Source organism: Ruegeria lacuscaerulensis (assembly GCF_013033355.1).
In the GTDB taxonomy this organism is placed as follows: domain Bacteria; phylum Pseudomonadota; class Alphaproteobacteria; order Rhodobacterales; family Rhodobacteraceae; genus Ruegeria; species Ruegeria lacuscaerulensis_A.
This window is the reverse complement of sequence record NZ_WQDY01000002.1, coordinates 531,703-551,296: the sequence shown is the minus strand read 5'-3', so window position 1 is coordinate 551,296 and position 19,594 is coordinate 531,703. Positions and strand designations below refer to the sequence as shown.

Genomic DNA, 19,594 nt, shown 5'->3' with positions numbered 1-19,594 from the left:
GCCTGATCTGGTACACCGCCTCGGGTGGTCTGTTCCCGCTGATCCTGATGACACTGGCGGCGCTGTTCATCGGCTATCACCTGATCATGGGCATCGGTGGCGCGGACATGCCGGTGGTTGTGTCGATGCTGAACTCGTATTCGGGTTGGGCCGCAGCGGCCATTGGCTTCAGCCTCGGCAACGACCTGCTGATCGTTGTGGGTGCGCTGGTTGGCTCGTCGGGTGCGATCCTGTCCTACATCATGTGTAAGGCGATGAACCGGCACTTTGTCAGCGTGATCCTGGGCGGCTTTGGCGGCACCTCGGGTCCGCAGATGGAAGTTGAGGGCGAGCAGGTGGCGATTGACGCCGATGGCGTTGCCGCAGCTCTGAACGACGCGGACAGCGTGATCATCATTCCGGGCTACGGTATGGCGGTGGCGCAGGCACAGCAGTCTGTTTCCGAACTGGTCCGCAAGCTGCGTTCCAAGGGCAAAGAGGTGCGTTTTGCGATCCACCCCGTTGCCGGTCGTCTACCGGGTCACATGAACGTGCTGCTGGCCGAGGCCAAAGTGCCTTATGACATCGTGCTGGAGATGGACGAGATCAACGATGACTTCCCGGAAACGGATGTGGCCATCGTGATCGGCTCGAACGACATCGTGAACCCAGCGGCGCAGGAAGATCCCAACAGCCCCATCGCCGGGATGCCGGTTCTGGAGTGCTGGAAGGCCAAGCAGGTGTTTGTGTCCAAGCGTGGTCAGGGCACGGGATATTCGGGCATCGAAAACCCGCTGTTCTTCAAGGAAAACACCCGCATGTTCTATGGCGACGCCAAGCAGTCGCTGGACAAGCTCCTGCCCATGATCGACTGATCCAAGGCACATAAAACTCAAAAAGGCGCCCAAACGGGCGCCTTTCCGCGTTTCGCGGTAGGTTGAACATCAGGAGGTATCCCATGGAGACTGTAAACGGAATTGGCGGTGTGTTTTTTCGTGCCGAAAACCCCAAAGCTTTGGCCGCATGGTACGAAAAGCATCTGGGCGTAAACCAGCTTAACCCTCTGCCGTGGAAACAGCGTGAAGGCTATACTGTCTTTGCGCCATTTGCGCAGGAAACTGAGTATTTTGGCAGGCTTGAGCAACAGTGGATGATTAACTTTAGGGTCGATGATCTGGCTGCAATGACGGCCCAGTTGGAGGATGCGGGAATCGCTGTTGAGACCAACCCGGAATGGAACAGTGAGGTGGGGCTTTTTGCCCGGATCCACGATCCTGAAGGCAATCCCATCGAGCTGTGGCAACCAAATCAATGAGATAGGTCCAGTGTATACCATTGCATTCACGTAAGTATATGAAATAAAAAGATAATTGATGTTGGAAAATTGTGTCGTATAGTGCGTCGGATGAGACGGAGCCCTAAATGACACCGATTGACGACCATCCACTGCGATACGCATTGGCCAATGAGCTGCACGCCCGACCATTTCCTGTGGCGAACAGTCCGTGCACGGTCGCGTTTCTGGCGATCAAGAAATCGGAAGTCGCTGTCGGGCGGGATCGCCAAGAGGATATGGCGCATCTTGTGAATTTGCTGGACCGCCACGGTGCACAGCACCCGCAGCCTGCTGCCACGCATTTTGCCGGGCAGATCGGCCGTCATTGGCTGAAGTGGGAGCAGCACACGGAATTTGTCACCTATACTGCGATCACGCAGAATGTCAGTGACCGCCCGTTTAACCCCGCCGATTTTGAAGTATTCCCGCAGGACTGGCTGGCCGCCAGCCCCGGTCAGCGCGTGACTTCGGCGATGATCCGTGTGATTGACCGTGCGGATGATGGTACGGTGAAATCTGCTTTGGCGGATTGGTTCGAGCCCGAGAGCCTTGCGGTATCTCGTATGCTGGACAATACCGCCATTTGCGCCAGCGATTTTCGCATCGACCCAGCCGGGCATATGAGATTCGCGTTGTTTATCTCGAAAGGTACAGGCCAACGCAGGATAGGGCGCATCATTCAGCGTATGTGTGAGATTGAGACCTACAAGGCAATGTCGATGTTGGGATTTGCCCGGGTCAAGGAATTGACGCCCCGCATTGGCGAACTGGACGGGAAACTGACACGGTTGATGCGGCAAATGACAGACAACTCGGCTCATCCGGATGAGTTGTTGCCCGATCTGCTGCATACCTCGACCCAGCTTGAAACTCTTTCGGCGCAATGTTCGTTTCGGTTTGGTGCGACTGGAGCATATGAAGCCATTGTAAACCAGCGGATCGAGGTTTTGCGCGAGGAACGGTTCGAGGGCCGCCAGAGCTTTGCCGATTTCATGATGCGTCGCTACGATCCCGCAATGCGTACTGTGAAGTCCACAGAACGTCGTCTGCAAGCTCTGTCCGATCGGGCCATTCGTGCAGGAGAGTTGTTGCGAACCCGTGTGGATGTCGAACGAAGCGCGCAGAATCAGGCGTTGCTGGAAAGCATGGACCGCCGCGCCGATCTGGCCCTGCGGTTACAACACACGGTCGAGGGCTTGTCGGTTGTTGCCATCAGTTATTACGCCGTGTCGCTGGCCAGCTATCTTTTGTACCCATTGACCAAGGCCGGGATCAGCAAGGGGATGCTGACAGCTGCAGTGACCGTTCCAGTTGTTCTGGCAGTCTGGGTGGCTGTGCGAAGGATCCGCAAGCGGTTGGAATAGTCGCCGATTGCCAATCCGCCCCACGCCTGTAGTACTGGCGGGGTTGAACTGCGGAAAGGGGATTGCGTGATTGGCATCGTAACCGCTTGGCGAGCCGTTGCCGCCATGTTCATTCTGAACGGTGCTTTGTTTGGCATCTGGGCCTCTCGTATTCCTGCCGTGCGGGACCGGCTGGACCTCACGCATGAGGCATTGGGGCTTGGCCTGTTATTCATGGCTGCGGGGGCGGTGTGTTCCTTTCCCGTGACAGGCCGACTGACCGACAGGTTCGGTGCGGTGGCAATCACGAGGGTGATTGCCGTTTTGTATACGCTGTCGCTGATCCTGTTGGCCTTTGCGAATGGCTTCTGGTCACTAGCGGCATTTCTGTTTGTCTTCGGCGCGTTTCACGGGTCGATGGATGTTGCCATGAACGCCTGGGCCGCCGAGGTCGAGCAGGCTTACGACAAACCTGTGATGTCTTCGTTTCACGCGATGTGGAGTCTGGGCGCAGGTCTTGGTGCGCTCAGTGGCTACGGAGCGGTTCAACTTGAGTTGACGGTTATGCAACACTTTCTATTGGCAGGGGGTGTTGTTGTGGGGTTGGCTTTGGCGTTGTCCATGGTGCGTTGGACGTCACGTCGTACCGAAAGCTCAAGTGGTAAGGTCTTTGCGCTGCCATCCGGGGCATTGGTTCTGGTCGGCTTTACGGCGTTGTGTGGCGCATTGGGCGAAGGAGCAGTGGCGGATTGGAGCGCGATTTTTCTAAGGGACGTAACAGGTGCCGCAGAAAGCGTCGCGGCACTGGGATACGCCGTGTTCTCGGTGACGATGGTCGCCTTTCGTCTGGCCGGAGGGGTCGTCATTTCACGTTTTGGTCCAGCCGCTACAGCTCGATTTGGCGGGATATGCGCGGCACTAGGGGTGCTAGGAGTTGTGACCGCCTCCGAGGCTACAATAGCGCTGTCTGGATTCGCCTTGATGGGGATTGGATATGCGGTGATCATGCCATTGGCTTTCAGTCGAGCAGCCAACGACCCTGACGTGCCGCCCGGGCAAGCCATCGCAAGTGTGGCAACGCTGGGCTATGGCGGGTTGCTCATTGGCCCTCCGCTTATTGGGTTTTTGGCAGAGATGCTTACATTGCGTCTGGCGTTTACTGCTCTGCTACCGCTGGCGGTGCTGATCGTCTTGTTGTCAGGGGCCTTGCGTCCCGCCAGCACAATAAATAACTGAACCGGGAGAAACACATGCCGATCAAAAACCGCTTCGCCGAATTGCAAAGTGAAATCACCGAATGGCGGCGGGATATCCACCAGCATCCTGAGATCCTGTTCGAAACTCATCGGACCAGTGCATTGGTCGCTGAAAAACTGGCTGAATTCGGGTGCGATGAGGTTGTGACCGGGATCGGCCGGACCGGTGTTGTCGGTGTGATCAAGGGCAAAGCGGATACCAAGGGCAAGGTCATCGGGTTGCGCGCTGACATGGACGCTTTGCCGATCCTTGAGGCAACTGGGCTTGACTATGCCTCGAAGACCGAGGGCGCAATGCATGCTTGTGGTCATGATGGACATACGGCGATGCTGTTGGGCGCGGCCAAATACCTGTCCGAAACGCGCAATTTCGATGGTACTGTCGTGGTGATCTTCCAGCCCGCTGAAGAAGGCGGCGGCGGCGGTCGCGAGATGTGCGAAGACGGGATGATGGACCGTTGGGGCATTCAAGAGGTCTATGGGATGCACAACTGGCCCGGCCGCCCTGTGGGCAGCTTCTCCATTCGCCCGGGTGCGTTTTTTGCTGCGACGGATCAGTTCGATATCGTTTTTGAAGGCAAGGGTGGCCACGCAGCCAAACCGCATGAGACCGTGGACACGACTGTTATGGCCGCGCAGGCGGTCTTGGCGCTGCAGACGATTGCGGCGCGCAATGCAGATCCGGTCGATCAGGTGGTGGTGTCGGTTACCTCGTTTGAAACTTCTTCAACCGCCTTCAACGTGATCCCGCAAACTGTCAAACTGCGCGGTACAGTGCGCACGATGAGTGCTGACATGCGCGATCTGGCGGAAAAACGGATTGGCGAGATTTGTAACGGGGTCGCTGCGACCTTTGGCGGGGCTGTAGACGTGACCTATTACCGGGGATATCCGGTGATGGTTAACAGTGATGAGCAGACGGATTTTGCTGCCGAGGTCGCACGGTCGGTTTCTGGCGACTGCGATGACGCACCCTTGATTATGGGCGGAGAAGACTTCGCCTTCATGCTGGAAGAGCGTCCGGGGGCGTATATTTTGTTGGGCAACGGCGACACTGCTGCGGTGCACCACCCGGAATACAACTTCAATGACGAGGCGATCCCAGCCGGATGCAGCTGGTGGGCAGAAATCGTTGAACAGAGGATGCCATCGGCTTGACCGTTTGCGGCAGCGAGGGGCCAGCCCCTCGCGCTCCCCGAGATATTTTTAGTCAGATGAAGAGTGATCCTGCGCGCCCAGTTCAAGTTGATCGCAGAGAGTGTCAACGATAGCGCTCAGCGCATTTTTCTGGGTGTTGACGCAGGATTGCGCGGCCTTGCGGGCAGTGGTCAGCGCAGTCGGATCGGACAACCATTCGGTGACGGCTGCGGTCAGGTCGGGTGCGGACTGGACCTGTATCGCGCCGCCGGTTTCGATCAGGGGGGCGAAGGTTTCCGCGAAGTTGAAATAGCCAGGGCCGGTGATCACGGCAGCGCCCGCCTGTGCGGGTTCGAACGGGTTGTGGCCTCCGATCTCGCGCAGCGAGCCGCCCAGAAAGACGATGGGGCAGAGCGCGTACCATGTGCCGGTTTCGCCCAGCGTGTCGGCCACATAGACCTGAGTTTCGGGGGTGATCTGGTCATTAGCGGACCGAAAGGCGGCTTTTTGTCCGGTCTGGTCGATCAGCTCAGCAACGTCGCCGCGGCGTTCGGGATGGCGGGGAATCAACAGCAGAAGCAGATCGGGCCAGTGTTTCAACAATTCGGCATGGGCGGCCAGAACGGTCTCTTCTTCACCGGCATGGGTGGAACTGGCAATCCAGACGGGGCGGTCAGCGATCTGGGCTTTCATATCGCCCAGGGTTGCTTGATCTACCGGCAGCGGGTCGGACATCGCTTTGAGGTTGGTTCCGGGTTGCACGCGTGTTTCCGGCGCGCCCATCTGGATCAGGTTTTGCGCAGTCCGATCATTCTGGGTCAGGAAAAGGCGGAAGTGATTCAGAATGAATCGCGCTGTTTTAGGCCGCTTTTTCCAACTTGCTACTGATTTATCTGACAGGCGCGCATTCAGAAGGGCCAGTGGGATTTCGCGTTTTCCAGCCTCGATTATCAGTTGTGGCCAGATCTCACTTTCGACAAAGATGCCCGCATCGGGGCGCCAATGGTTAAGAAAACGCTTCACTGGGCCGCCGGCGTCAAGCGGGGGGTATTGGTGACGCGTGCGGGGCGGCATCCGCTTTTCAATCAACGAAGCCGAAGTCGGCGTGCCCGATGTGATCAGAAACTCGGCGCTTGGCAGTCGTTCGCCTAAGCGTTTTATGAGGCTGATGACCGACAAAGTCTCACCCACGCTTGCTGCGTGGAACCAAATGAGTTGCCCCTTTGGCCGTCGCTGGCTGGCATGGCCGAGGCGTTCATGCTGACGAAGTGTTGGAACGTCAGCAGCAAGCAGCTTTTTGCGAACTGCCCGCCAGACAAACGGTGCCGCAACTGCGGCTAGGCTGCAATACAGGTGGTAGAGCAGTGTCGGTCGGTCAACAGGGGCAGGCACGTCAGCCGCCGGTATGGCTCATGTGTCGGCTCATCTTGCCGTCCACCGCCTGGCGGGAGTAGTCGAAGTCGTGCCCTTTGGGTTTGAGGTTGATCGCTGCGCGGATCGCCTCTTCAAGTGGTTGCTCGGTGTCCGGATGGTCACGCAAAGCGCCGCGCAGGTCCGCCATATCTTCTTGTCCAAGGCACATAAACAGCTCGCCGGTACAGGTCAGGCGCACGCGGTTGCAGCTTTCGCAGAAGTTATGCGACATGGGCGTGATAAAGCCGATTTTTTGATCCGTTTCTTCCAGCCGCACATAGCGAGCGGGTCCGCCGGTGCGTTCGGCAAGATCAGTCACGGTATAGTGGTTTTCGTATTCCTTGCGCACGTCTTTCAGGGACCAGTACTGATCCAGGCGGTCTTCGTTGCCGATATCGCCCATCGGCATGACCTCAATCCATGTCAGGTCCATATCGCGCTCGGCGCACCATTTTGTAATGGTCGGCAGTTCTTCCTCGTTGAAGCCCTTCAGGGCCACAGCGTTGATCTTGATCCGCAGCCCGGCCTTTTGCGCGGCATCAATGCCGTTCAGCACCTGTTTGAGGCGTCCCCAGCGAGTGATCTGCGCGAACTTGTCTTCGTCCAGCGTATCCAACGAGATATTCACCCGGCGCACGCCCGCAGCATAGAGGTCTTCCGAAAAGCGATGCAGCTGCGAGCCATTTGTGGTCAGGGTCAGCTCCTTCAGCGCTCCGCTATCCAGATGGCGGGTCATGGCGTTGAAAAACGTCATGATGTTGCGGCGTACAAGCGGCTCACCCCCGGTGATGCGCAATTTTTCTACCCCCATGTTCACGAAGGTCGAACACATGCGGTCCAATTCCTCGAGCGTGAGCAGGTCTTTTTTGGGTAGGAATTTCATGTCCTCGGACATGCAGTATACGCAGCGGAAATCACAGCGATCCGTGACGGAAACGCGGAGGTAAGTGATGGCACGAGCGAACGGGTCGATAAGTGGAGCTGTCATGGTTCTTAACTAAAGCGGCGCAGGGCCTGCGGCAAGGGCGAACTGCGCTTTGCGCTGGTGCAGATGCGCGCAGGACGATAGGGTTCAGGGATGAAATATGCGCTTTTGGTTTTCTGTGTTTTCCTGGCAGGATGCGAGACGGTTCGGTCGACGTCCGATCGTTTGTTGAAGCGTGGCGATGCCACTGCCCAGCCTGAACCCGTTTCGGCAGATGAAACCCAAGTCGAAGAGGCAACAGCCGACGACGAGCCTTTGCCCGCGACTGCCGCTGGGTGGCTTGGGGCGAAAACGACCATTGCCAGTTTAGGCGATCCGACTACGCCGGGCCGGTGGTTGCGCACACCTCTGGTCGATACCGAGTTTACCGGACGGGTGGTCGTTCCACGCACCGGGGCACAAGCCTACATCACTCTGGTTCCCTCACCGGGACCGGAAGGTGGGGGCAGCCAGTTGTCTCTGGATGCCATGCGAGCTTTGTTGCTGCCGTTTGACGAATTAGTCGAGTTGGAAGTCTATTCCAACTGACCCCTGAGGTATTTCCCCGCTTCGCGACGGGCAAAGGGCTTCATTGCTTCTCCGTGCGCGTCCAGAAAGGCAACGACCCTGGGTTCATCGTGTTTCGACAGATCACGCAACCACCATGCGATTGCCTTTTGTATGAACCACTCCCGATCCGGGACATAGCCTGCGGCCCATTTCAGAATGCGGTCGCGGCGGTGCAGATCATCGACTTTGGGGTGGTTTTGCTTGGTCCATGGCAAAGTGGCCACCAAAACCGCGCGGCGCGTCCACATATGCTCGGAGGTCGTCCATGCTTCGACCTGATCCAGCCGGGATGGCTCTGCGGAAAGGCGTTTTTGCATCGCCATGCAAGCATGATCGGCGATCGCCCATGCGTCGAAGTCGGGCAACCAGCTTTGCAGCAAGTCCCAAACCGCGTCGTCTGATCGGATGCGCGCTTGTGTAAGTAATTTCGCGGCAGCAATACGGGCTTCGTGAATATTCGTCTGCCAAAGCGCATCTGCCAGAGCGACGCGATCCGACACAACCAGTTCTTGTCGCCAGCTTTTGGTCAAATCATTCAGAACCGGATTGGGCACGCCCAGATAGGGACGGTCCGCCTTGTGATAGGCGGCGGCCTGCTGCGCGCGCTCAGTGTCCGAAAATGTTTTGATCTGGTCCAGATATGTGGCGGCTTGCATCATTCGACGGTGACGGACTTCGCCAGATTGCGCGGCTGGTCCACATCCGTCCCCTTTGCCACGGCTGTGTGATAGGCCAGTAGTTGCGCCGGAACCGAATAGAGGATGGGCGCAAGGCCCGGGTGGATATGCGGCATTCGAATGGTGCTTTGCACCCCGTCCTTGGCCTCGGCGATGCCGTCATCGTCGGAAACGAGGATGACTTTACCTTTGCGCGCCATGACCTCTTGCATGTTCGACACCGTCTTGTCGAAAACCGCATCGCGCGGGGCCATCACCACCACAGGCATATGCTTGTCGATCAAGGCGATGGGCCCATGTTTCAGCTCACCTGATGCATAACCTTCGGCGTGTATATAGCTGATTTCTTTCAGTTTCAGTGCGCCTTCCATTGCCAATGGGAACATTAGGCCGCGGCCCAGAAACAGAACGTCGCGCGCCTCGGACAGGCGTTGGGCAGCGGCGCGAATGGCATCGTTTTGCTCCAGCGCGGTGTTCAGCACAGATGGTAGGCCGCGCAAGGCGGCGGCGTGATCAGCCAGTTCCTCGGGAGTCAGAGTGCCGCGATCAGCGGCCGCTTTCAGCGCCAGCATTAGCAACACGCTCAGCTGGCAAGTGAAGGCTTTGGTCGAGGCGACGCCGATCTCAACCCCCGCATGGATCGGCAGAGCAATATCGCTTTCCCGCGCGATCGAGCTTTCGGGAACATTGACCACCGAGACGATCTTGTCGGCCTTGCCCTCGCAATAGCGCAGCGCGGCCAGCGTGTCGGCGGTTTCGCCCGACTGGCTGACGAACAGCGCTGCTGTGCGACCGGGAATGGGCGGTTCGCGATAACGGAACTCGCTGGCGATATCGACCTCGACAGGGATTTGCGCCAGTTGTTCAAACCAGTATTTCGCGGTCAGGCAGGCATAGAAAGCGGTGCCGCAGGCGACCATGGTCAGACGGTCCAGCTTGGTGAAATCCAAATTGCCGGGCAGGGTGATCTCGTCCCCGCCGGTGCGCAGATAGGATCGGATCGCCTCGGCCACGACAACGGGTTGTTCGGCGATTTCTTTGGCCATGAAATGCTTGTGCCCGCCCTTGTCGGCGCGGGATTGGTCGATCTTGATCTGGCGGAGCTCACGATTGACCAACTCACCGGCTTCGTTGCGGATCTCCAGCGAGGTGCGGGTCAGCACGGCGCGGTCACCCTCTTCAAGATAGGTGATACGGTCGGTTAGCGGGGCCAATGCGATGGCGTCCGAACCTACGTACATCTCGCCATCCCCGTGACCGACGGCCAGCGGAGAGCCCTTGCGCGCCGCCACGATCAAATCGTCCTGACCGTCAAAAAGGAACGCCAACGCAAAAGCCCCCTCAAGCCGGTCGATGGTTTTGAATGCGGCGTCAACCGGCGACAGGCCCGTATTCAGGAAATGCTCGGCCATGAGGGCGACGGTTTCGGTGTCGGTTTCGGTGACGAAATCGACGCCATGTTCTGCCAGTTCGGCCCGTAATTCGCGGTAGTTTTCCACGATTCCGTTATGAACCACGGCCACGGGGCCCGCCTGATGCGGGTGCGCATTCGTGACCGAGGGTACGCCATGGGTGGCCCAGCGGGTATGGCCGATACCCGATTTACCGGGCAGGGGGTCATGTACCAGCAAATCGCTGAGGTTCACCAGCTTGCCCACTGCCCGTCTGCGTCCCAACGCGCCGTTGTTCACGGTCGCAATCCCGGCGCTGTCATAACCGCGATATTCAAGGCGCTTCAGCGCCTCGACCAGAATGGGGGCGACCTCGTGTTCACCCAATACGCCTACGATACCACACATGGGTCAGGCTCCTTTATCGCGGCGAGCCTTCTTCGCCTTGAGCATTTCAAAAAGTTTGCGCGCATAACCGGGTTTATTGTCCTGCTTGGCGCGCGCCACGGCCAGTGCGTCTGGTTCCACGTTGCGCGTGACCACCGTGCCGGTCGCCGTCATGGCGCCGTCGCCGACGGTCACGGGGGCAACCAGCATGGTGTTTGATCCGATGAAGACATTCTCGCCAATCGTGGTTTTGTGCTTCATCACGCCATCATAGTTACAGGTGATCGTACCCGCTCCGATATTTGTTGCGGCGCCAACGGAGGCATCCCCGATATAGCTGAGGTGGTTGACCTTAGCCCCTTCGGCGACCTCGGCATTCTTGATTTCGACGAAATTCCCGATGCGCGTGTTCTCGGCCAGTTCCGCGCCGGGGCGCAGGCGGGCGTAGGGGCCGACGATAGCTCCGCGGCTGACATGGCAGCCTTCCAGATGCGAAAACGCGCGGATCGTCGCGCCACTTTCGACGGTTACGCCGGGGCCGAAGACCACGTTGGGCTCGATCACCGTGTCCCGCCCAATGATCGTATCGGCGGCCAGATAGACGGTGTCGGGGGCCATCAGCGTGACGCCTAGATCCAGAAGTTCAGCGCGGGCACGAGCTTGGAAGACATCATCGGCGGCCGCCAAATCCGCACGTGAATTCACACCCAGCGTCTGCGCCTCGTCACAGGCAACGGCGGTGACTTTCAGATCCCGGCTGCGGGCGATCTCGACCACGTCGGTCAGGTAGTATTCCTTGGACGCATTGTCATTGCCCACGGCGTCTATCAACGAGAACAACGTCTGCGCGTCACATGCCAAAAGTCCAGAATTGCAGAAGCTTATCGCGCGTTCCTCATCCGAGGCATCCTTGTATTCAACGATCCGTTCCAGCGTGTCGCCCTGCATGACAAGGCGGCCGTAGCGAGCGGGATCGGCGGCCTCGAACCCCAGAATGACCAAATCATTCTGTGCGCGTGCCTCGATCATCCGTTCCAGCGTGTCGGGCTGCAGAAACGGCGTGTCACCGTAAAGGACCACCACGTCGCCTTCGAACCCCTCCAGCGCGGCGCGGGCCTGGGCGACGGCATGGGCGGTGCCCAACTGTTCCTCTTGTACGGCAATCTGCGCGGTCTCATCCTCGGCTGTGGCGACCTTGGCAACGGCCTCGGAGCCGTGGCCGGTGATAATCACCGTGCGTTCGGGCGACAGCACGGCCCCGGCGCGCATGGCGTGGACTAGCATCGGAGCTTGCGCGATGGGATGCAGAACTTTGGGGATATCCGAATTCATCCGGGTGCCTTTTCCGGCGGCGAGGATGACAAGGGCGGTGCTCATGAATTCGTTTTCTCTTTGTGTTTTGTTGGCGACCGTTTTATCCGCTGGGGGCAAAGGCGCAAGCGGTTCGGGCATCAAACTAGATTGCCGTTTGCAACACGACGTGGCGAAAACCCGCCGAGGCAGGAGGCTTTATGCGTACCGTAATCTTCGATCTGGATGGAACTTTGGCGGATACATCCGGCGATCTGCTGGAGGCCGCGAACCATTGTTTTCGTCATATGGGCCATGGTGATGTGCTGATCCACGGGCAGGACGCGGGCGTGGCACTTCGGGGTGGTCGGATGATGCTGACCCACGGGTTAAAGCGTGTTGGAGCATTCGAAGAGCAGACCATTTCGGACTATTACCCGATGTTGCTGGAGGCCTACGCGCAGGCCATCGACACCCATACCACCTTCTATCCCGGCGCGTTGGACGCGGTTGAGGCGCTGAAAGCGGCCGGTTACGGCGTGGGCATCTGCACCAACAAGCCCGAGGCGCTGGCGCATCAGTTGCTGTCACAGATGGGAGTGCGGGATCAGTTCGCCGCTCTGGTCGGGGCGGATACGTTGCCCGTGCGCAAACCCGACCCCGAACCGCTGCGCGAGGCTGCGCGGCGGGCAGGTGGTCATCCCGACCTGTGTGTTCTGATCGGCGACTCCGATACCGACCGGAACACGGCAAAGGCGGCGGGCGTGCCTTCGGTTCTGGTTACATTCGGCCCTTCTGGTGACGATATGGCCGCGCTGGAGCCCGAGGCGTTGCTGCATCATTTCGATGATCTGCCCCGCGTGGTCGAGGGGTTGATTGGTGCGGCGGCTTAGTCTCTTGACCCGAGCGGGCGTGAGGACCAGAACAGAGCCATGACCGAGATATTCACTGGCAGCTTCACCCAGCAGGAACCCATCCCCGAAGAGGCGGTCGAGGCCGCGCTCGCTGTACTGCGCCATGGGCGGTTGCACCGTTATAACGTGGTGCCCGGAGAACTGGGCGAAACCGCGTTGCTGGAGCAGGAATTCGCGGCGCAGATGGGGGCGAAATACTGTCTGGCGGTATCCTCGGGCGGATATGCGCTGGCCGCGGCCCTGCGCGCAGTTGGGGTGCAGCCGGGTGATCCGGTGCTGACCAATGCTTTCACGCTGGCGCCGGTGCCGGGGTCAATCGCCTCGGTCGGGGCGAGGCCTGTGTTCGTGGGCGTGACCGAAGGGTTGGTGGTTGATCTGGACGATCTTGAAGCCAAGCTGGATCAGGCGCGAGTGCTGATGCTCAGCCATATGCGCGGGCATCTGTGCGACATGGACCGGCTGATGCAGATGTGCGACGCCGCAGGAGTGATCGTGATCGAGGACTGCGCCCATACGATGGGGGCAGCGTGGCGCGGGCAATTGTCGGGGCGGCAGGGGGCCATTGGGTGTTATTCCTGCCAGACCTACAAGCATGTGAACTCGGGTGAGGGCGGCTTGCTGGTCACCGATGATGAGGAACTTGCAGCGAAGGCGACGATGTTGTCGGGCTCGTATATGCTGTACGAACGTCATCTGGCCGCACCGGGGCCAGAGGTGTTTGAGCGGATCAAATATAACACCCCCAATGTCTCGGGCAGGATGGATAACCTGCGGGCGGCGATCCTGCGGCCTCAACTGCGGGATCTGGACCAGCAGGTTTCGCGCTGGAACGAACGCTATGCTGAGATCGAAGATGGTCTGCGCGACACGCCCGGCCTAACTATTGTCGAACGGCCCGAAGGTGAGACCTATGTGGGCTCATCCATTCAATTCCTCTTGCTGGATTGGTCGCCCGAGCGTATCGCCGAGGTGATCCACCGCTGTGCTGCGCGTGGGGTCGAGTTGAAGTGGTTCGGTGGGGCCGAGCCCACTGGTTTTACCTCGCGATACGACAGTTGGCGCTATGCGGATAGTGCGCCTCTGCCCGCCAGTGACCGGGTCCTGGCGGGGATCATGGATATGCGGGTGCCGCTGACATTCTCGCTGGAGGATTGCCGCCTGATTGCGCGGATCATCCGGGCCGAGGTTGGCGCGGTCTATCAGTCGTAATCCAATCGAGTGCGCCTGCAGCGCACGCTCTATGTAAACACAGCGCCGCCCTGACGGGTCGGCGCTGTGTTTGTGTGTGGCCGTCGTTGACGCTGAAAGGATTCGCTGATAGTTATTTGAACAACCGTTCATTAATGCGAGGGGAGGAAATCGCAGATGTTCACGGCCACCATGCAGTTTGACCTGGGCGAGGATGTAAACGCCCTGCGGGAATCGGTGCATCGCTGGGCTCAGGAGCGGGTCAAGCCGATGGCCGCCGAGATTGACGCCACGAATGCCTTCCCAAATGCGCTATGGCGAGAGATGGGTGATCTGGGGCTGCTGGGAATTACGGTGCCCGAGGAATATGGCGGGGTGGGGATGTCCTATCTGGCGCATACCGTCGCCGTTGAAGAGGTAGCGCGGGCGTCGGCCTCTGTTTCGTTGTCCTACGGGGCGCATTCGAATCTGTGCGTCAATCAGATCAAGCTGAACGGAACCGATGAACAAAAGGCGAAATACCTGCCGCGTCTGGTTTCCGGCGAGCATGTGGGGGCGCTTGCCATGTCCGAGGCGGGTGCCGGATCGGATGTGGTGTCGATGAAGCTGCGCGCGGAAAAGCGCAACGATCACTACCGGCTGAATGGCAGCAAATACTGGATCACCAACGGGCCGGATGCAGACACTCTGGTCGTCTATGCAAAGACGGACCCCGAGGCTGGATCGAAGGGGATTACCGCCTTTCTGATCGAGAAGGAAATGACGGGGTTCTCGACGTCTCCCCATTTCGACAAGCTGGGGATGCGCGGGTCGAACACATCGGAACTGATCTTTGAAGACGTCGAGGTGCCCTTTGAGAACGTGTTGGGCGAAGAGGGCAAGGGTGTTGCCGTTTTGATGTCCGGTCTGGACTATGAACGCGTGGTTCTAGCCGGGATCGGGATCGGGATCATCGCGGCCTGTCTGGATGAAATCATGCCGTACCTGGCCGAGCGCAAACAGTTCGGCAAACCCATCGGCAGCTTTCAGTTGATGCAGGGCAAAATCGCCGACATGTACACCGCGATGAACTCTGCGCGGGCCTATGTGTACGAGGTTGCCAAGGCCTGTGACCGGGGTGACGTGACTCGTCAGGATGCTGCGGCGTGCTGTCTTTACGCGTCAGAGCAGGCGATGACGCAGGCGCATCAGGCTGTTCAGGCGATGGGAGGGGCCGGGTTCCTGTCGGATTCAGCGGTCAGCCGGATATTCCGTGACGCGAAGCTGATGGAGATTGGTGCGGGAACTAGCGAAATCCGTCGGATGCTGATCGGGCGGGAAATGATGAACGAAATGCTCTGATAGAAAAACGCCCCGCAATCCGGGTGATTGCAGGGCGTTGAAATTGAAGGATCAGAAGCGATGAACGTAGGATACGCCAACCAGCCAGGGATCGATTTCGGCTTCGCCAATGTCGACGCCATCCAGTTTGACGTCCGAGTCGATGTCGAACCAGCGCACGTTCAGGCGCACGGCGCCTTTCTCGGTGATCTGATAGTCGATACCGGCCTGCAGCGAGACGCCGAACGAGTTGTCGATGTCCAGGTCGCCATTGCCCAGCGGCGTCTTCTCGTCAAAGAAGATGGTATAGTTCAGACCCGCACCAACATAGGGTTTCCACGCGCTGCCGGTGTCGAAGTGGTAGTTCAGCGACAGGGTGGGCGGCAGGTGTTTGGTGCTGGCCAGATCGGTGCCGCCAAGCGCGATGTTGTGGTTGAACGGCGTTGCGGCGAGCAATTCGATGCCCAGATTGTCACGGATAAAGTACTCGACAGTGAAGATGGCGCTGACGTCGGAATCGATGTCGGCATCCAGCCCGGCCAGCGTGCCGTTGTCGGATTTCGGGTTCAGATACCCGGCACCGATACCAACGGTCCAGTCACCCTGGTTCTGGGCAAATGCGGGGGCGGCCAGCGCGACAAGCGCAGTGGAGACGGTCAAAGCGGCGAGTTTTTTGGTCATTTTACAGCCTTTGAATTTGTTGATGAGGCGTTCTTGCCCGCCTTTCGGGGCGCAAACTCTGATCTGTGTCAAATTTCTGTGACCCGCGAAAATTCGCGACGCCGGGTAACTTCGTTGAAAACAAAGGATGATGAATATGCGTCCCGCTGAGCGCATACCTGGGTTGCTGACAGAAGGGGGGTGGGACGTGCCTCAGCGCCTCAACATGGCGTTGCAATGCTTGTCGCAACCCGACGACCAAACAGCAATCATCGACCTCACCGCCGCAGAAGGCCAGGGTGTCAGTTTTGGGGTGCTGCGACAAATGACGGATGGTTTGGCCCGGGTTCTTGCGCAGCAGGTACAGCCCGGCGATCGCATAGGGGTTCTGCTAAGCCAATCCCCTTGGTGCGCAGGGGCACATCTAGCGATTTGGAAGCTGGGCGCGATATCCGTGCCTTTGTTCAAACTGTTCCAGCAGGACGCGTTGGCCTCGCGCATTGGCGACTCGGGCGTGCAGATCGTGCTGACGGATGAGGAGGGTGCGGCGCTGCTGGCCAATCTGGCGCGGCCCATTCTGGTGGATCAGATTGCGCCATCAAACGAGCCACTGCCCTTTGCTGATACCGGCCCCGAAGACCCTGCCGTGCTGATCTATACCTCGGGCACCACTGGCAGCCCCAAGGGCGCGCTGCACGGGCATCGGGTACTGACGGGGCATCTACCGGGCGTCTCGATCAGTCACAACCACCTGCGCGACGGTGACTGCCTGTGGACCCCCGCTGACTGGGCTTGGATCGGGGGATTGTTTGATGTGCTGATGCCCGGTCTGGCGCTAGGCATCCCCGTGGTCGCCGCGCGGCTTGAGAAATTCACCCCCGAGGCCTGCGCCGATGTGGTCGCGCGTGGCGGCGTGCGTAACGTGTTCTTTCCGCCCACCGCGCTGCGGATGCTGAAAGCGGCGGATCAGGCCATCCCCGGCCTGCGCTCGGTCGCCTCGGGCGGTGAGCCTCTGGGGGCCGAAATGCTGGCCTGGGGGCAGCAGGCGTTCGGTTTGACGATCAACGAATTCTACGGCCAGACCGAATGCAACATGGTCGTGTCCTCTTGCGCCGAGGATTTCCCGGTGCGCCCCGGTTGTATTGGTAAACCGGTGCCGGGGCATGAGGTAGCGGTGATCGACGAGGATGGCCATCCGACCGATCACGAGGGCGACGTGGCCATCCGCTGTGGCTCGGCTTCGATGCTGTTAGAATATTGGAACCGACCCGAGGAGACCGCGCAGAAATTCCGCGGCGACTGGCTGATCACCGGCGACCGTGGTGTGTGGGAGGGCGAGTACCTGCGCTTCGTGGGGCGCGATGACGACGTGATCACCTCAGCCGGATACCGGATCGGCCCAGCTGAGATCGAGGATTGCCTGCTGACCCACCCGGCGGTGGCAACCGTGGGCGTGGTCGGCAAACCCGACAAGCTGCGGACCGAGATCGTCAAAGCCTATGTGGTGTTGAAGCCGGGGGTCGAAGCGTCGGGCACAGAGCTGCAGGAGTGGGTCAAGGCTCGTCTGGCGCAGTATTCCTATCCGCGCGAGGTGGCGTTTCTGGAGGAATTGCCGATGACGGTGACGGGAAAGGTTGTTCGGAAGGAATTGAAGGCGCGGGCAGCGGCGGAGGTGAGGCGATGAGCTCTAGAAACTCCGCGTCCTTTGGAAAGCGAATTGAGTATTGGGTTATCGGTCTGCTGTTAAAAGATGGCTTCGATGTATTTGTGCCGCTTGTTGATGATGATGGTATTGATGCGATCGTCAGGGGCAAAGCGGGACAAAAGCTCGACTTGCAAATCAAAGCTCGTTCCAATCAGGTGAAATTTGGATCTTCCGCTTTGTTCGGTGTTGGCCAATCCCATCCGGAAGAGCGAGATGGATTTTATTTTATGTTTTATTCAGAACGACTCGACGAAATGTGGCTCATGTCGTCAGCGGATTTCATTGAGAATTGCGTGACCACGTCCTCCGGAAAAAACACCGGAAACCGAAGTGTTTGGATGAACGGACGCTCCAAAGTCAGAAACGAAGAGTATCCGAACCCGAGATTTGATGCGTGGCGCATTTCAAAGCAGGGCCAACCCGACTTCTCGCGATTGAGACTGGCACTAGGGGAATAGAATGAAACTCACATCCAAAGCGATGCCCAAGTCCGAAGCCTTCAAGGCCAACCGAACCGCCCATCTCGACGCGCTGGCGCAAATCTCCTCAGCTGCCGAAACAGCCCGCATGGGCGGTGGTGAGAAATCTCGTGCGCGGCATGTGTCTCGGGGCAAGATGCTCCCCAGGCGCCGAGTGGCGAACCTGCTGGACGCGGGGTCGCCGTTTCTGGAAATCGGCGCAACGGCGGCGCACAGGATGTATGGCGACGCCGCGCCCTGTGCTGGGGTGATCGCGGGCATTGGCCGGGTGCAGGGGCGTGAGGTCATGGTGGTGTGCAACGATGCCACCGTGAAGGGCGGCACATACTATCCGATGTCGGTCAAAAAGCACCTGCGGGCACAGGAGATTGCCGAGGAAAACCATCTGCCCTGCATCTATCTGGTCGACAGCGGCGGCGCGAACCTGCCCAATCAGGATGAGGTGTTCCCAGATCGCGACCACTTTGGCCGCATCTTCTATAATCAGGCGCGGATGAGCGCCAAGGGGATTGCGCAGATCGCTGTGGTGATGGGGTCGTGCACGGCAGGTGGGGCCTATGTGCCCGCGATGTCGGATGTGACGATCATCGTCAAGGAACAGGGCACGATCTTTCTGGCCGGTCCACCTCTGGTCAAGGCCGCGACGGGCGAGGTGGTCAGCGCCGAGGATCTGGGCGGCGGCGATGTGCACACGCGTCTGTCCGGCGTGGCGGACTATCTGGCCGAGGATGATGCGCACGCACTAGCTTTGGCGCGCCGCGCCGTAGGGTCGCTGAACCTGCGCAAACCGCAGACGGTGGATTGGGCCAGCCCTGAGGACCCGGCCTATGACCCCGAGGAAATCCTCGGGGTTGTGCCTGCCGATCTGCGCACGCCCTATGACATCCGCGAGGTGATTGCGCGGCTGGTCGATGGCTCGCGCTTCGATGAGTTCAAGCCGCGCTTCGGGGAAACGCTGGTAACCGGCTTTGCTCATGTTAAAGGCTGCCCGGTTGGGATCATCGCCAACAACGGCGTGCTGTTTTCCGAGGCGGCGCAAAAGGGCGCGCATTTTGTCGAGCTGTGTTCTCAGCGTCGCATCCCGCTGGTGTTCCTGCAGAACATCACCGGGTTCATGGTTGGTCGCAAATACGAAAACGAGGGCATCGCGCGGCACGGGGCCAAGATGGTGACGGCGGTGGCGACGACCTCGGTGCCGAAGGTCACGATGCTGGTGGGCGGGTCATTTGGCGCTGGTAATTACGGTATGGCCGGTCGGGCTTATCAGCCGCGGTTCCTGTGGACATGGCCGAATTCGCGGATCTCGGTGATGGGCGGTGAACAGGCGGCGGGCGTTCTGGCCACCGTCAAACGCGACGGGATCGAGCGGCAGGGCGGCACCTGGTCGGCCGAGGAAGAGGCCGAATTCAAACGCCCGACCTTGGACATGTTCGAAGAGCAATCGCATCCACTCTATGCCTCGGCGCGGCTTTGGGATGACGGCATCATCGACCCGCGCAAATCGCGGGATGTGTTGGCCTTGTCGCTGAGTGCGGCGTTGAATGCTCCGATCGAGGAGACACGCTTTGGCGTGTTCAGGATGTAA

At 59.3% G+C, this 19,594-nt stretch carries 18 protein-coding genes; 12 read left to right on the top strand and 6 right to left on the bottom strand.

Annotated features, from left to right (window positions below; genetic code table 11):
- The 5 genes from GOW48_RS06135 to GOW48_RS06115 all read left to right on the top strand — a co-directional run.
- The coding region (locus GOW48_RS06135; RefSeq protein ID WP_170752208.1) for an NAD(P)(+) transhydrogenase (Re/Si-specific) subunit beta at nt 1-854 on the top strand (854 nt) is incomplete at its 5' end.
- Nucleotides 855-937: 83 nt separating this feature from the next.
- Nucleotides 938-1,294, top strand: a complete 357-nt coding sequence (locus GOW48_RS06130) for a VOC family protein (RefSeq protein ID WP_170752206.1) — start codon at nt 938-940, stop codon at nt 1,292-1,294.
- A 107-nt stretch (nt 1,295-1,401) separates the two neighbouring features.
- Entirely contained in the window at nt 1,402-2,679 is a 1,278-nt protein-coding gene (locus GOW48_RS06125) for a DUF3422 family protein (protein ID WP_170752204.1), read from the top strand.
- 66 nt (nt 2,680-2,745) lie between these two features.
- The gene (locus GOW48_RS06120) at nt 2,746-3,894 is read left to right on the top strand and encodes an MFS transporter (protein ID WP_331251866.1); all 1,149 of its coding nucleotides are present in this window, start codon (nt 2,746-2,748) and stop codon (nt 3,892-3,894) included.
- Nucleotides 3,895-3,908: 14 nt separating this feature from the next.
- Nucleotides 3,909-5,072: a M20 aminoacylase family protein gene (locus GOW48_RS06115; RefSeq protein ID WP_170752203.1), complete on the top strand. Its 1,164-nt coding sequence runs from the start codon at nt 3,909-3,911 to the stop codon at nt 5,070-5,072.
- A gap of 48 nt (nt 5,073-5,120) precedes the next feature.
- On the opposite strand, the gene GOW48_RS06110 is transcribed toward GOW48_RS06115, so the two are convergent.
- Together GOW48_RS06110 and moaA are read right to left on the bottom strand one after the other, a co-directional pair.
- Nucleotides 5,121-6,443 (bottom strand): 3-deoxy-D-manno-octulosonic acid transferase, encoded by a 1,323-nt coding sequence (locus tag GOW48_RS06110; protein ID WP_170752201.1) that lies wholly within the window; start codon nt 6,441-6,443, stop codon nt 5,121-5,123.
- Nucleotide 6,444: 1 nt separating this feature from the next.
- Complete coding sequence (gene moaA, locus GOW48_RS06105; protein ID WP_170352597.1) at nt 6,445-7,452, bottom strand: GTP 3',8-cyclase MoaA; 1,008 nt, start codon at nt 7,450-7,452, stop codon at nt 6,445-6,447.
- A gap of 90 nt (nt 7,453-7,542) precedes the next feature.
- Here moaA and GOW48_RS06100 point away from each other — a divergent pair, with 90 nt between their 5' ends.
- Nucleotides 7,543-7,977 carry a hypothetical protein gene (locus GOW48_RS06100; protein WP_170752199.1) on the top strand — a complete coding sequence of 145 codons (435 nt, stop codon included), beginning with the start codon at nt 7,543-7,545 and terminating at the stop codon, nt 7,975-7,977.
- Here the strand turns inward: GOW48_RS06100 and GOW48_RS06095 are convergent.
- From GOW48_RS06095 to glmU, 3 genes are read right to left on the bottom strand one after another with little or no spacing between them, the layout of a single operon-like run.
- Entirely contained in the window at nt 7,965-8,654 is a 690-nt protein-coding gene (locus tag GOW48_RS06095; protein WP_170752197.1) for a DNA alkylation repair protein, read from the bottom strand. The genes GOW48_RS06100 and GOW48_RS06095 overlap by 13 nt on opposite strands.
- Complete coding sequence (gene glmS / locus GOW48_RS06090) at nt 8,654-10,474, bottom strand: glutamine--fructose-6-phosphate transaminase (isomerizing) (RefSeq protein ID WP_170752195.1); 1,821 nt, start codon at nt 10,472-10,474, stop codon at nt 8,654-8,656. The genes GOW48_RS06095 and glmS overlap by 1 nt, the downstream gene beginning before the upstream one ends.
- A gap of 3 nt (nt 10,475-10,477) precedes the next feature.
- Nucleotides 10,478-11,830: a bifunctional UDP-N-acetylglucosamine diphosphorylase/glucosamine-1-phosphate N-acetyltransferase GlmU gene (glmU, locus tag GOW48_RS06085; protein WP_170752193.1), complete on the bottom strand. Its 1,353-nt coding sequence runs from the start codon at nt 11,828-11,830 to the stop codon at nt 10,478-10,480.
- Nucleotides 11,831-11,964: 134 nt separating this feature from the next.
- On the opposite strand from glmU, the gene GOW48_RS06080 reads away from it, so the two are divergent.
- The 3 genes from GOW48_RS06080 (at nt 11,965) to GOW48_RS06070 (ending at nt 15,186) form a co-directional block, all read left to right on the top strand.
- A complete protein-coding gene (locus tag GOW48_RS06080; RefSeq protein WP_170352600.1) occupies nt 11,965-12,636 on the top strand; it encodes an HAD-IA family hydrolase in 672 nt (223 codons plus the stop codon).
- Between the two features lie 39 nt (nt 12,637-12,675).
- Nucleotides 12,676-13,866, top strand: a complete 1,191-nt coding sequence (locus GOW48_RS06075) for a DegT/DnrJ/EryC1/StrS family aminotransferase (protein ID WP_170752191.1) — start codon at nt 12,676-12,678, stop codon at nt 13,864-13,866.
- Between the two features lie 156 nt (nt 13,867-14,022).
- Nucleotides 14,023-15,186, top strand: a complete 1,164-nt coding sequence (locus GOW48_RS06070) for an acyl-CoA dehydrogenase family protein (RefSeq protein ID WP_170752189.1) — start codon at nt 14,023-14,025, stop codon at nt 15,184-15,186.
- A 51-nt stretch (nt 15,187-15,237) separates the two neighbouring features.
- On the opposite strand, the gene GOW48_RS06065 is transcribed toward GOW48_RS06070, so the two are convergent.
- Nucleotides 15,238-15,846 carry an OmpW/AlkL family protein gene (locus GOW48_RS06065; protein ID WP_170752187.1) on the bottom strand — a complete coding sequence of 203 codons (609 nt, stop codon included), beginning with the start codon at nt 15,844-15,846 and terminating at the stop codon, nt 15,238-15,240.
- A 136-nt stretch (nt 15,847-15,982) separates the two neighbouring features.
- Here GOW48_RS06065 and GOW48_RS06060 point away from each other — a divergent pair, with 136 nt between their 5' ends.
- From GOW48_RS06060 to GOW48_RS06050, 3 genes are read left to right on the top strand one after another with little or no spacing between them, the layout of a single operon-like run.
- Nucleotides 15,983-17,509, top strand: coding sequence for an AMP-binding protein (locus GOW48_RS06060; RefSeq protein ID WP_170752186.1), 1,527 nt, complete (start codon nt 15,983-15,985; stop codon nt 17,507-17,509).
- Nucleotides 17,506-17,988 (top strand): hypothetical protein, encoded by a 483-nt coding sequence (locus GOW48_RS06055; protein WP_170752185.1) that lies wholly within the window; start codon nt 17,506-17,508, stop codon nt 17,986-17,988. Before GOW48_RS06060 ends, GOW48_RS06055 begins: the two co-directional genes overlap by 4 nt.
- 1 nt (nt 17,989) lies before the next feature.
- On the top strand, nt 17,990-19,594 hold the full coding sequence (locus GOW48_RS06050; RefSeq protein ID WP_170752183.1) for a carboxyl transferase domain-containing protein: 1,605 nt from the start codon (nt 17,990-17,992) through the stop codon (nt 19,592-19,594).

Bases quoted from the DNA above. Each gene is read 5' to 3' on its own strand.
- GOW48_RS06130 (WP_170752206.1), top strand. From the start codon at position 938: ATGGAGACTGTAAACGGAATTGGCGGTGTGTTTTTTCGTGCCGAAAAC.
- GOW48_RS06125 (WP_170752204.1), top strand. From the start codon at position 1,402: ATGACACCGATTGACGACCATCCACTGCGATACGCATTGGCCAATGAG.
- GOW48_RS06065 (WP_170752187.1), bottom strand. From the start codon at position 15,846: ATGACCAAAAAACTCGCCGCTTTGACCGTCTCCACTGCGCTTGTCGCG.
- GOW48_RS06115 (WP_170752203.1), top strand. From the start codon at position 3,909: ATGCCGATCAAAAACCGCTTCGCCGAATTGCAAAGTGAAATCACCGAA.
- GOW48_RS06055 (WP_170752185.1), top strand. From the start codon at position 17,506: ATGAGCTCTAGAAACTCCGCGTCCTTTGGAAAGCGAATTGAGTATTGG.
- GOW48_RS06070 (WP_170752189.1), top strand. From the start codon at position 14,023: ATGTTCACGGCCACCATGCAGTTTGACCTGGGCGAGGATGTAAACGCC.
- GOW48_RS06050 (WP_170752183.1), top strand. From the start codon at position 17,990: ATGAAACTCACATCCAAAGCGATGCCCAAGTCCGAAGCCTTCAAGGCC.
- glmS (WP_170752195.1), bottom strand. From the start codon at position 10,474: ATGTGTGGTATCGTAGGCGTATTGGGTGAACACGAGGTCGCCCCCATT.
- glmU (WP_170752193.1), bottom strand. From the start codon at position 11,830: ATGAGCACCGCCCTTGTCATCCTCGCCGCCGGAAAAGGCACCCGGATG.
- moaA (WP_170352597.1), bottom strand. From the start codon at position 7,452: ATGACAGCTCCACTTATCGACCCGTTCGCTCGTGCCATCACTTACCTC.
- GOW48_RS06075 (WP_170752191.1), top strand. From the start codon at position 12,676: ATGACCGAGATATTCACTGGCAGCTTCACCCAGCAGGAACCCATCCCC.
- GOW48_RS06060 (WP_170752186.1), top strand. From the start codon at position 15,983: ATGCGTCCCGCTGAGCGCATACCTGGGTTGCTGACAGAAGGGGGGTGG.
- GOW48_RS06095 (WP_170752197.1), bottom strand. From the start codon at position 8,654: ATGCAAGCCGCCACATATCTGGACCAGATCAAAACATTTTCGGACACT.
- GOW48_RS06080 (WP_170352600.1), top strand. From the start codon at position 11,965: ATGCGTACCGTAATCTTCGATCTGGATGGAACTTTGGCGGATACATCC.
- GOW48_RS06100 (WP_170752199.1), top strand. From the start codon at position 7,543: ATGAAATATGCGCTTTTGGTTTTCTGTGTTTTCCTGGCAGGATGCGAG.